Genomic DNA, 11,763 nt, shown 5'->3' with positions numbered 1-11,763 from the left:
TTCAAGCAAAGCAATATAGTTTCCGGTAATCAGCATTCTCTAAGCTGATTACCGGAAACCAGCTTATTTAGTCAGTGAAAATGGTGCCGCGTCTGGCTGTACACCCCAGGTTTTGGAGGGCTTGCCGGCCATATTAAACTGTACGGTTCCGCCTTTCTGGATATCCGCATGTTCGAGGTAGGTTTTTCCATACGTCTTTCCATTCAGGTTTGCACCCTGAACATACAGGTTGCTCTCGCTGCTGGCTGGCGCCTGGATCGTGAACTGCTTGCCGTCTTCCATGGTCAGTGTGGCTTTTTTGAAAAGCGGCGAACCTATTACGTACTGGGTCGTTCCCGGTGTCACCGGGTAGAAGCCCAGCGAGGAGAATACATACCACGCTGAAGTTTGCCCATTGTCCTCATCTCCGCAGTATCCGTCCGGAGTTGGCTGATAAAGCCGCTTCATCACCTGACGTGTCCAATACTGCGCTTTGGAAGGAGCCCCGGCATAATTGTACAGGTAAATCATGTGTTGGATGGGCTGGTTGCCGTGAGCGTAATTACCCATGTTCATGATCTGCATTTCACGGATCTCATGGATCGGGAAGCCGTAGTAGCTGTCATCAAAGACCGGGGGTAACGTAAACACTGTATCGAGTTTCTGAACAAATGCTTCACGTCCGCCTACGAGGCCGATCAACCCTTTCACATCCTGGAACACCGACCAGGTATAGTGGATGCTGTTACCTTCGGTGAATGCGTCACCCCATTTGAATGGATTGAATGGGGTCTGGAACTTGCCGTCTTTGTTCTTGCCACGCATCCATTTAGTTTCGGGGTCGAACACATTGCGGTAGTTCTGGCTTCTTTTCAGATACAGATCGATCTCCTGTTGTGGTTTTTTAAGTTCTTTGGCCAATTGGGAAATACAAAAGTCGGCGTAAGCGTATTCAAGCGTCCTGGCTGCGTTCTCATTGATTTTTACATCATAAGGCACATATCCCAGTTCATTATAGTATTCGTGACCAAAGCGTCCTACCGAACTCACGGGGCCTGCATGCTCGGTATTTTTAATCACAGCCTCATACAATTTGTTGATATCGTAGCCGCGTATTCCCTTGATGTAGGAATCGGCGATCAGGGAAGCCGAGTTGGAGCCGATCATACAGTCGCGGTGGCCGGGGCTTGCCCATTCGGGCAGGAAGCCGCTTTCATCGTATGCATTGGCCAGTCCTTCCATAATATGTGCATTCAGGGTAGGGTACATGAGCGTAAAGAACGGGAACACTGCCCGGAAGGTATCCCAGAACCCATTGTCAGTGAACATGTATCCCGGACGAACCTCGCCATTGTAAGGACTGTAATGCACTACTTTATTGGCCTTATCCATTTCGTAGAACTTACGCGGGAAGAGGAGCACGCGGTAAAGGCAGGAGTAGAATGTTTTGACCTGATCGATATTGTCGCCCTCTACCCGGATACGTGATAGCTCCTGGTTCCAGGCAGCTTCTCCCTTCTTCATGGTTGCATCGAAGGAATCGTTGCCCAGCTCACGCTGGAGGTTCAGCTGTGCCTGCTCGGCGCTGATGAACGACGATGCCACTTTAATGCCCACCTGCTCTCCTCTTTTGGTTTTGAAGCCGACTACTGCCCCCACGTGTGCGGCGCTCAGTTCCAGGGTGTCCTTGGCCAGCTGCTTCCCACGGATGGCCGATGAGAATGTGAATGCTTTATCGAAAACCAGAACGAAGTAGTTTTTGAAATTGGCCGGTACGCCGCCACTGTTTTTGGTAGAGTAGCCGATGATCTTGCGCTCGGAAGGTATGATTTTGATGTACGAACCGCGGTCAAATGCGTCGATCAATACGAAAGAGCTATCTTCTTTCGGAAAAGTAATGCGGAATTGGGCGGCCCGTTCGGTAGGCGCAATTTCCGTAGTAACATCGTAATCCGCCAGGTAAACTTTATAGTAGTGCGGTTTTGCGGTTTCAGCTTTGTGGGAAAACCAGCTTGCGCGGCTTTCTTCGTCGATTTTTAGCTTACCGGTGACCGGCATGATTGAAAACTGACCATAATCGTTGATCCACGGGCTCGGCTGGTGGGTTTGCTTGAAACCACGGATTTTTTCGGCGTCATACATGTAGGCCCATCCGTCCCCCATTTTGCCGGTTTGCGGCATCCAGAAGTTCATTCCCCAGGGTAAGGCAATGGCAGGATAGGTGTTCCCGGCCGACAGACTGAATTTGGATTGTGTCCCCATCAGCGGATTTACAAAATCGACCAGATTGGCAGTGCCTTGCCCGATCGATATCTGTGCGGTGAGGATAATGGTAAAAAAGCAGGAAAGGATTTTTTTCATCTTGGGGAGAATTCTTTTATATATTGAATCTGGGAAATGCAATGCAGGAACAAAAGTAATCGAAGGCCAGAAAACAAAAAGTAAAGGGCTCAAAGATTTCCTAACGGTATGTATCCTGACATTTTGTACCGGCATAGTTCTTTACGGCGTTAAGGCATAAGGTGGTACTTTTCGGTGCCCCGCCTTTTCAAAATATGTACATTTCCAACCATTGGGATAGCCTGACCGGTACTCAATGCAGCAAATTGACTTTCGAATCCATATCAATCAAAATGACAGAACACCTGAACCGTCTAACACCCCGTCAGATCGTTTTCGAGCTTGACCAGTATATCATCGGACAAAATGACGCAAAACGTAATGTGGCGATCGCATTGAGAAACCGGTGGAGGCGTATGAACAGCCCGGAAGATATGCAGCGGGAGATTATTCCCAACAATATACTAATGATCGGTGCCACCGGGGTAGGAAAAACGGAGATCGCCCGCCGCCTGGCCAAAATAGCGGATGCGCCGTTTGTTAAAGTGGAAGCTTCCAAATTTACGGAGGTAGGTTACGTGGGGCGCGATGTGGAAAGCATGGTGCGCGATCTGGTGGAGCAGGCCGTGGGGATGGTCCGGACACAGAAAAAAGAGGAGGTGAAAATTAAAGCGGAGCAGGCAGTGGAGGACATCATCCTCGACGCACTGATCCCTCCTGTGCATGGCTCGGCGGGCAGTAAGCCTTTTGCCGATAACGGTTCCGATGAAATGCCTCAGAGCGATGCCGAACTGAACCAGCGCACACGCGACCGTTTCCGGGAGAAGATCCGCAACGGTGAACTGGACAGCCGCAAAATAGAAATCGAATTACAGCAGAACCAGGTTCCCAATGTAGGCATGATCGGAGGGGCGGTGGATGATGTTTCGATGATGAACATCCAGGAGATGATCGGGAACATGATGCCACGACGCGGTAAAAAAAGGAAAGTGACCGTGGAAGAGGCCCGCAAACTTCTTCTCGACGAGGAGGCTTCCAAGCTGATCGACATGGACGAAGTGAAACTGGAAGCAATTAAAAAAGCTGAAAATCTTGGGATCATCTTTATCGATGAGATCGACAAAGTAGCGTCCAGCCGTTCGGGTGGAAGCGGGCCGGATGTCAGTCGTGAAGGCGTGCAGCGAGATTTGCTGCCGATCGTTGAAGGCAGCTCGGTCAATACGAAACACGGCGTGATTCAGACGGACCACATTCTTTTCATCGCGGCCGGTGCATTCCACGTTTCCAAACCTTCCGATCTCATCCCGGAATTACAAGGGCGTTTCCCGATCCGCGTCGAGCTGAACAGCCTGACAGAGGGAGATTTTTATCAGATATTGAAAGCGCCCAAGAATGCCTTGACGAAACAATACGGCGCGATGATGGAATCGGAAGGGGTTGAGCTGGAATTTGAAGACGGGGCACTAAAAGAAATAGCCCGCATCGCGTTCGAGGTAAACTCCGAAGTAGAAAATATAGGTGCGCGCCGCTTACAGACGGTAATGAGTGCGCTGCTCAATGACTTTATGTTCGACATCCCGGATGTCGTCGGATCAGGATCAAATATCGTCATTACCGCCGAACTGGTCAGGGAAAAGCTTTCCGCTCTGGTCAAAAACCGGGATCTGAGTCAGTATATTCTTTAAAAGGAAGGAGAAAGGGAGGAGTGGAAGAAGGAGAAAGGGAGGAAGGAGGAAAGGGATGGTGTCGGTGTCGAGAAAACACTCCGCCCTCCCCTTCCTCCATTCTCGTTTTTCTCTATTCAAAAAACAACCACCTGAAAGCTTCCGGGAATTCTTTGGACCATTGCTTCTCTTCGTGCTCGCCTTTGGAGTCGATGGACGCTTTGATTTTAACGCGGCTGTAACCGAAACTCTGCGTTTCAAGCGCATCTTTCAGTTTAGTAACGTTGGGGACCATTTGTGCGCTTTCCTTACCACCCGCATATAAGTAAATGCGAGCCTCAAACGGCTCGAAAAAGTGGATTACATCGAAGAATATCTTTTGGGAGATCCATAACGACGGAGAAAACACCATAAACTTTCCGAAAGTCTGCGGGAACATCAGTGCGGCATACATACTCAGTAGCCCGCCCACCGAACTGCCGCCGATACCCGTGTTCAGCCGGTCGGTTTTGGTGCGGTACTTCGTGTCGATATGGGTTTTGAGCGGACCGGTCATGAATTGCAGAAACTTCTCACCATAACCTTTGCCGAGTTTAGGATTGTCATAGGGTGAAAATTCCTGGATTCGGTCTTCTTCACCGTGATCCACTGCTACCACGATTACACCGGCCTGGTGTTCCTTAGCCAGCTTTGCAAGACTTTTATCGATTCTCCAATTGCCATATTCCGAACCCTCACCAAAAAGATTCTGGCCGTCGGTCATATAGAGCACGGGATAACTTTGATCCGGATTTTCGTAGTAATCATGGGGCAGCAGCACGCGGATCCGCCGGGTCTTACTGAACTGCAGAATCTCAAACGCTTCGGACACCACCTCCACGATGGGTGAGAGATCGGCTTTTTTTGAAATATCGGTCTGCCAGCGGATTACATTGTCTTTTACCACCGTTTCGCCAGCTTTAATGAAGCGGTTGCCATAGGGCTTCCCCGCCCGGTCCAGCTCAACCTGGTCCCAGCCGCCGCGGGTATATTTATATTCGATCGGGTCTGGCAGTTCCAGTTCCTCAGGGAACTGGTAACGGTAGTTGCCCGGACTTACCATCGTCATACGGTATTCTTCCAGGTCGGGAAGCCATTTGCAGAAATTGCCTGTGATGAAGACGGGGCGGCTATCGAATTGTATTGTACTTAATTCAATGGTTAGGGTATCAACTTCTACTTGCATTCTACTTTCATTGAGTCACTATGGGTTACGAGATGCAAAAGTACTTATTTATCGCCTTTTTTAATAAAATTTATAAACTCAAATTTGAAAGAATGCCGCTCATCGGCTTCATGGACAATGCGTTCTGTCTCGGTCCAGTCCGAAGGTTCCAGGATTTCGAAGTAGGTATCGGCCTCGATTTGGGTGTGTACTTTCGTCAGGTAGATCCGGTTGGAAATGGCCTGGGCCTGCTGATAGATGTCGCCCCCGCCTACGATACATATTTCTTCCCGATCTATTTCCCGGGCTTTTTCCAGCGCCTCTTCCAATGAATGGGTTACGATCACGCCTTCGAATGTAAATCCGGCATTACGGGTGACGACAATGGATGTCCTGCCCGGCAGCGGCTTGCCGATCGATTCGAAGGTCTTACGGCCCATGATCATCGGATGGCCGAGCGTCAGTTGCTTGAAACGTTTGAGGTCGTCGGGCAATCGCCAGAGCAATTGGTTATCCTTACCGATAGCACCGTTCTCGGCGGCGGCTACGATGATTGAAATGCGCATTAATTTGAATTGTTTACAATTTATACCCCCGTAAAAAGTCGCCCGTGGCCATCCGCTTTTTCCCTTCTATTTGTAGTTCCAGAACAGAGAGCCATCCGTCGGCGGTGCGGAAATGCAGGTACGACTTGTTGTCGGTGCGAAATTCGCCCGGATTTGCTTCGGCGGAGAACTCAACGGTTTTGGTTTTAAAAATCTTACAGGAAAGCCCGTTCAATGTCGTCCAGGCTGCCGGATAGGGGGAAAGGCCTCTGACGAAATTATGGATTTCCGTTGCAGGGCGATTCCAGTCGATCTCGCAGGTTTCGCGGAAAATTTTGGGTGCAGCTTTGATGTTCTCCGGCTCTGATTGCGGTTCTTGCGGATAGCTGCCTTCCTCAATCGCCCGTACCGTCTTCGCAACCAGGCCGGCCCCTTTGCGCATCAGGCGCTCGTACAGCGAACCTGCATCGTCCTCGGGAAAAATAGGTTCTTTATCCTGAAAGATGATCTTGCCGGTGTCGATATCCTTCTCTATGAAAAATGTGGTCACACCCGTTTCCGTGTCTCCATTGATGACGGCCCAGTTAATGGGTGCCGCACCGCGGTACTGAGGCAGGAGCGAACTATGCAGATTGAACGTGCCTCTGGACGGCATGTTCCATACCACCTCAGGTAACATCCTGAATGCGACCACCACCTGCAGGTCGGCATGGAACGATTTAAGTTGTTCCAGGAAAGCCGGATCTCTCAGTTTTTCAGGCTGCAAAACGGGAATTCCCTGTGATTCGGCGTACACCTTTACCGGTGAAGCAGTCTGCTTCTGGCCCCTGCCCGACGGTTTGTCCGGAACGGTTACAACGGCGACAACGTTAGAATTGCTTTCAACCAGACTTTGTAAACTTGGGACGGCAAATTCGGGCGTTCCCATGAAAATAATTCTCAATGATTTTGACATATGAAGATGCCGCTTTTGGATAAAAAAGGTGTTACCATTCACAAATATTGTTATTTTTGTCGTTCTTAACAGAAAATTATGGTGAACACAAAGTCATATATCAACCGAAAAGAAAAGGTCTTCTAGCCTTCTACGTGAGTGTCGTTACTCCTGTAGAGCGGTCTTCGAGCCGTTCTTTTTTTTTATGCAGAATTCAAAAATCTAAAGACTTATAAACAAAATTAAGGTCATGGCTAAAATTTCATACTATACGGAAGAAGGACTAAATAAGCTGAGGAATGAGCTGAATGAGATGAAAACCAAAGGCCGCACGGAGATTGCACGACAAATTGCAGAAGCGCGGGATAAAGGTGATTTGAGTGAGAATGCAGAATATGATGCGGCTAAGGACGCTCAGGGAATGCACGAAATGAAAATAGCCAAACTGGAAGAAATTATGTCTAATGCACGTGTAATAGACGAGTCTTCGATGGATACTTCACAGGTTTCAGTCCTTTCCAAAGTGAAAATCAAAAACCGTAAAAATGGAATGGAAGTTACCTACACGCTGGTATCCGAGGAAGAAGCGGACCTGAAAGCGGGCAAGATCTCTGTCGGTTCGCCGATCGGCAAAGGATTGCTGGGTAAAAAAGTAGGAGAAACTACGGAGATCAAGGTACCTGCGGGTATGATGGAGTTCGAAGTGCTGGATATCAGCCGTTTCAGCGAGTAGAGAACCACCGGATATATATAGTTGGGTTGCAAAATGATCGTTCATTTTGCAACCCAACTTTTTTATGATAAATTGAACCCACCCGACCGGAGGCTGGATGCCGAAGGAGGATAGTCGACAGCCGCGCATGCGTTTCAAAGGATTTCTGCTCAACATCTCTTTCCTTTGGGTAGAAGGCATGGCATTCTTTCCATTTATTTTCCTGCGGCGCAAATCTCCTTCCCGCTATCTGCTCAATCACGAACGCATCCATCTGAAGCAACAACTTGAACTGGGCCTGATTATCTTTTATTTATGGTATCTGGTAGAATATTTAATCCGATTGGCCCAATACAGAAAACATTATTTAGCATATCTTCATATCTCGTTTGAAAAGGAAGCTTACACCCACGAAAGTGACCTTGGCTACCTCGGAAAGCGTCGATTTTGTGCGTGGTGGAAGTATCTTTAAGCATTTATTTGTTAGTTGTAATTAAATAAAAAATATGTCAGATCAGAGCACAGAGTTTCTTTATAAGTACCTGAACAATGCATCTCCGACCGGCTTCGAATCGACCGGTCAGCAAATATGGCTCGACTATATCAAGCCATATATTGAAGAAACGATTATCGATGTCTATGGAACGGCTGTCGGTGTGATTGGCCCCGGACAGGACTACAAAGTGGTGATCGAAGCGCATTCCGATGAGATTTCGTGGTTTGTGAACTACATTTCGGAGGAAGGCTATATCCATGTCCGCCGTAATGGTGGTTCGGATGCTGCTATCGCGCCTTCCATGCGGGTGAACCTGCACACGGCGAAAGGGGTAGTAAAAGGCGTGTTCGGCTGGCCAGCGATCCACGTTCGGGACGTTGCCAAAGATCAGGTTCCCAAAGTGCATGAGCTGTTCATTGACGTGGGGGCGTCTAAAAAAGATGAGGTGCTCGAAATGGGCATACATGTCGGGACTGTTGTGACATTCGCCGATGGACTGGATGAACTGAATGGAAAATACTATCTGGGCCGCGCGCTCGACAATCGCATGGGCGGGTTCATGATCGCGGAGGTGGCGCGTATGTTGCACGAAAACAATGTGCAGCTGCCATTTACCCTGTACGTGGTAAATGCGGTTCAGGAGGAGATCGGCTTGCGCGGTGCCGAAATGATCTCGCGCCGCCTGAAACCCCATCTCGCTATCTGTACCGACGTAACACACGATACCCAGTCGCCGATGTACAACAAAAAGGAGCAGGGTGATCTCAAATGCGGCGGCGGACCGGTCATCTGCTATGGCCCGGCGGTACAGAACAATGTGCGTGACCTGCTGATCAGTGTTGCGGAAGAGAAAAAGATCCCGTTCCAGCGTCAGGCAGTAAGCCGCTCAACCGGAACCGATACGGATTCTTTCGCTTACTCGACAGAAGGCATTGCTTCTGCATTGATTTCCCTGCCATTGAAGTACATGCATACTACGGTGGAAATGGTAGCCAAAGAGGATGTGCAGAATGTGATTCAGCTGATGTACGACGTGCTGCTTTCGCTGAAAGGAGACGAAGATTTCAGGTACATTAAATAGATTGTCAGTTCCACGCTGAGCGTAGCCGATGATGTCAAGCTGAGCGAAGTCGAAGCGCAAGCAATAACGTTTATCGCAATGATCCTTGACCGCCCAGTGCGTTCAGGATGACATTAGCGTCTTGGCTCAGCGTGGCATTTACACACACACATTCGTTAGCATACTTCATTACTTCATCAACATAACTGAAAAACAATGGACAACAGGGCACGCGGGCGCGGGGCCGCTATCAACACGCGCAACAAGTTCTTCAAGCACGAGATCGAGTACACAGCCGAAGACTGGCAGCAATGGGAAGATCCTGAAATTAACCCTAAAACACAGTTTATCGAAGAGGAATCCAAGACGCTCATGAGTGTTTCGGATAGTCCGGATCTCCCCAATTTCCACTCCATCAACCCCTATCGCGGCTGCGAGCATGGCTGTATCTATTGCTATGCCCGCAATTCCCATGAATACTGGGGCTTTTCGGCCGGGCTTGATTTCGAAACCAAGATCGTAGTTAAAAAGAATGCTCCGCAATTGCTTGAAAAGCTTTTTAACTCCAAAAAATGGGTGCCGCATCACATCCATATTTCGGGAAATACGGATTGCTACCAACCCGGCGAAAAAAAATACCGCATTACCCGGCAACTGCTCGAAATCTGCCTCCGATACCGGAATCCGGTGAGTATCCTGACCAAGAATGCATTGATCCTTCGTGATATCGACGTGCTGGAAAAGATGGCCAAACTGAACCTGGTCCACGCCGCGATCTCTATTACCTCGCTGAATGAGGACCTCAGAAGCGCGCTGGAACCGAGAACAGTAACAGGAAAACGACGTTTACAGGTGGTGAAGACACTCAGCGATGCCGGTATCCCAACGGGCGTTATGACAGCGCCCATCATCCCGGGCCTGAATGACCATGAGATCCCGTCGATCATTCAGGCCATTGCTGAGAATGGGGCGATCTGGTCGCATTACACCGTAGTGAGGCTGAACGGGGCGATTTCGATCTTATTCGATGAATGGATCCATCACCATTTTCCTGATCGGGCCGCCAAAGTGCTAAGCCAGATCAAGGAATGCCACGGCGGCGCTGTCAATGATTCACGGTTTGGTATCCGCATGGTGGGCGAGGGGAATTTTGCGGACCATATCCGGCAACTGCACGACCATTCGTGTCGTAAATATCTGGCCGGACGGGAGCTGCCGCCTTTGGATACTTCACAGTTTATGCGCGCCGGGCAGATGAAGCTGTTTTGATTTTTATTGCCACGAAGACACTGGCAGCATGAAATTCGTGCCTGCTTCGTGTCTTCGTGGTATAAAACCCCTATTTTAGCTCTTCCTAATCCTTACTCATGAAAACCATAGCACTCGCATTAAGCCTGACGGCATCGCTCGTCTTTAACGCCAACTGCGTTAATTCCACCTCCCAGAAAAGCCCCGCCATGGCGGATTCGCTTTCTGTCGCCGATGCTCAAAATACCGGTGGCCCGATAACAGGCGCAGATCAGACTTCGGAGTATCTGAAATATTTGAAAGGTAAAAAGGTCGGTATTGTCGTCAACCAGACTTCCATTCTGGGAGATAAGCCGTTGGTTGACAGTTTAGTGGCTTTGGGTGTCAATATAGTGACCATATTTGGACCTGAGCATGGCTTTCGGGGTACAGCCAGCAACGGTGACAAAGTGAACGACAGCGTTGACCCTAAGACCGGCATACCGGCGATCTCGTTGTATGGAAAACTGAAAAAACCAACCAAAGAACAGATGGCCGCCATCGATCTGATGATCTTTGATATCCAGGACGTGGGCGCACGCTTCTATACGTACATCAACACGCTTGGACACGTAATGGAGGCATGTGCAGAGCATAACAAGGAAATGCTGATCTTCGACCGTCCGAATCCCAATGGATTTATGGTGGACGGACCCGTTCTCGAAGATCACCTGCATTCGGGGATCGGGATGTATAAAATTCCCATTACGCACGGCCTCACCGTTGCCGAGTTTGCCCAAATGATCAATGGGGAAGGCTGGCTTCCGAACAAAATGCAGTGTAGACTGAAAATTATAAAGGTCGCCAATTACACGCACGAAACTCCCTACACGTTACCGGTGATGCCCTCACCCAATCTCAATACGCAGCAGTCTGTCATGCTCTATCCGCATATATGCATGTTTGAGGGCACAATTGTCAGCCAGGGGCGCGGAACTTATATGCCCTTCACCGTACTGGGCGCGCCATTGCTGAAAGGGAAGTATGATTTTTCGTTTACGCCGCACAGTATCAAGGGGATGAGTGAAACTCCCTTGCATCAGGACACGGAATGCTACGGCCTTGATTTACGGAAGTATGATATGCAGCACATCCAAAAAAGTGCGAAAATCAACCTGAAATGGCTTGTCGAGCTATACAACGCATATCCTGATAAAGCCAGGTTCTTCGATATGAGCCAAAGCAAACAAATGGGCAACTTCGACAAGCTGGTCGGAACCGAAAATCTGAAAAAGCAGATCATCGCAGGCGTGTCCGAAGAGGAAATACGGAAAAGCTGGGAGCCCGGGCTTGGGCAGTTTAAGGCCATGCGGAAAAAGTATCTCATTTATCCCTGAGGGCATTAAACACAAAACATCCCTGGGAAATCTCCCAGGGATGTTTAATTATTCTCAACGATATTTAATTAAAACTAATGGAATGATTTAGTTTAGGTTTGGTATGGTAAAATATGGTGTGCGTTTGAAAACAAATGTGTGCATAATGTTCAATATCATGCCAAAATGCTCAACCGACAATATATACGTTATAAGGAGTGAAACA

General features: G+C 48.9%; 10 protein-coding genes. 6 read left to right on the top strand and 4 right to left on the bottom strand.

Annotation, left to right across the window (positions count from 1 at the left end):
- Positions 1-63: 63 nt before the first annotated feature.
- The gene (locus tag BP71_RS11710; protein ID WP_496379331.1) at positions 64-2,340 is read right to left on the bottom strand and encodes a GH92 family glycosyl hydrolase; all 2,277 of its coding nucleotides are present in this window, start codon (positions 2,338-2,340) and stop codon (positions 64-66) included.
- 272 nt (positions 2,341-2,612) lie between these two features.
- Between BP71_RS11710 and hslU the strand changes: the two genes are divergently transcribed.
- Positions 2,613-4,004: an ATP-dependent protease ATPase subunit HslU gene (gene hslU / locus BP71_RS11705; RefSeq protein WP_496380581.1), complete on the top strand. Its 1,392-nt coding sequence runs from the start codon at positions 2,613-2,615 to the stop codon at positions 4,002-4,004.
- A 112-nt stretch (positions 4,005-4,116) separates the two neighbouring features.
- Here the strand turns inward: hslU and BP71_RS11700 are convergent, their stop codons facing one another.
- The 3 genes from BP71_RS11700 to fmt are packed head-to-tail and all read right to left on the bottom strand — an operon-like array spanning position 4,117 to position 6,687.
- On the bottom strand, positions 4,117-5,208 hold the full coding sequence (locus BP71_RS11700) for an alpha/beta hydrolase-fold protein (RefSeq protein ID WP_496379329.1): 1,092 nt from the start codon (positions 5,206-5,208) through the stop codon (positions 4,117-4,119).
- Between the two features lie 44 nt (positions 5,209-5,252).
- Positions 5,253-5,753 carry a dihydrofolate reductase gene (locus BP71_RS11695; RefSeq protein WP_496379327.1) on the bottom strand — a complete coding sequence of 167 codons (501 nt, stop codon included), beginning with the start codon at positions 5,751-5,753 and terminating at the stop codon, positions 5,253-5,255.
- 13 nt (positions 5,754-5,766) lie between these two features.
- Positions 5,767-6,687, bottom strand: coding sequence for a methionyl-tRNA formyltransferase (gene fmt / locus BP71_RS11690; protein WP_496379325.1), 921 nt, complete (start codon positions 6,685-6,687; stop codon positions 5,767-5,769).
- A 229-nt stretch (positions 6,688-6,916) separates the two neighbouring features.
- Between fmt and greA the strand changes: the two genes are divergently transcribed.
- The 5 genes from greA (at position 6,917) to BP71_RS11665 (ending at position 11,558) form a co-directional block, all read left to right on the top strand.
- Positions 6,917-7,399 (top strand): transcription elongation factor GreA, encoded by a 483-nt coding sequence (gene greA, locus BP71_RS11685; RefSeq protein ID WP_295933456.1) that lies wholly within the window; start codon positions 6,917-6,919, stop codon positions 7,397-7,399.
- 97 nt (positions 7,400-7,496) lie between these two features.
- On the top strand, positions 7,497-7,850 hold the full coding sequence (locus tag BP71_RS11680; protein ID WP_496379323.1) for a hypothetical protein: 354 nt from the start codon (positions 7,497-7,499) through the stop codon (positions 7,848-7,850).
- A 34-nt stretch (positions 7,851-7,884) separates the two neighbouring features.
- Positions 7,885-8,955, top strand: a complete 1,071-nt coding sequence (locus tag BP71_RS11675) for a M42 family metallopeptidase (RefSeq protein WP_496379321.1) — start codon at positions 7,885-7,887, stop codon at positions 8,953-8,955.
- Positions 8,956-9,150: 195 nt separating this feature from the next.
- A complete protein-coding gene (locus tag BP71_RS11670) occupies positions 9,151-10,203 on the top strand; it encodes a PA0069 family radical SAM protein (protein WP_496379319.1) in 1,053 nt (350 codons plus the stop codon).
- Positions 10,204-10,301: 98 nt separating this feature from the next.
- Positions 10,302-11,558, top strand: a complete 1,257-nt coding sequence (locus BP71_RS11665) for an exo-beta-N-acetylmuramidase NamZ family protein (RefSeq protein ID WP_496379317.1) — start codon at positions 10,302-10,304, stop codon at positions 11,556-11,558.
- Positions 11,559-11,763 lie beyond the last annotated feature (205 nt).

The sequence above is a fragment of the Dyadobacter ginsengisoli DSM 21015 genome, from assembly GCF_059568735.1.
This window is presented reverse-complemented; position numbering and strand designations above follow the sequence as displayed.

What these genes read in the sequence shown, in the direction of transcription:
- BP71_RS11710 (WP_496379331.1), bottom strand. Translation starts at nt 2,340, where the DNA reads ATGAAAAAAATCCTTTCCTGCTTTTTTACCATTATCCTCACCGCACAG.
- hslU (WP_496380581.1), top strand. Translation starts at nt 2,613, where the DNA reads ATGACAGAACACCTGAACCGTCTAACACCCCGTCAGATCGTTTTCGAG.
- BP71_RS11700 (WP_496379329.1), bottom strand. Translation starts at nt 5,208, where the DNA reads ATGCAAGTAGAAGTTGATACCCTAACCATTGAATTAAGTACAATACAA.
- BP71_RS11695 (WP_496379327.1), bottom strand. Translation starts at nt 5,753, where the DNA reads ATGCGCATTTCAATCATCGTAGCCGCCGCCGAGAACGGTGCTATCGGT.
- fmt (WP_496379325.1), bottom strand. Translation starts at nt 6,687, where the DNA reads ATGTCAAAATCATTGAGAATTATTTTCATGGGAACGCCCGAATTTGCC.
- greA (WP_295933456.1), top strand. Translation starts at nt 6,917, where the DNA reads ATGGCTAAAATTTCATACTATACGGAAGAAGGACTAAATAAGCTGAGG.
- BP71_RS11680 (WP_496379323.1), top strand. Translation starts at nt 7,497, where the DNA reads ATGCCGAAGGAGGATAGTCGACAGCCGCGCATGCGTTTCAAAGGATTT.
- BP71_RS11675 (WP_496379321.1), top strand. Translation starts at nt 7,885, where the DNA reads ATGTCAGATCAGAGCACAGAGTTTCTTTATAAGTACCTGAACAATGCA.
- BP71_RS11670 (WP_496379319.1), top strand. Translation starts at nt 9,151, where the DNA reads ATGGACAACAGGGCACGCGGGCGCGGGGCCGCTATCAACACGCGCAAC.
- BP71_RS11665 (WP_496379317.1), top strand. Translation starts at nt 10,302, where the DNA reads ATGAAAACCATAGCACTCGCATTAAGCCTGACGGCATCGCTCGTCTTT.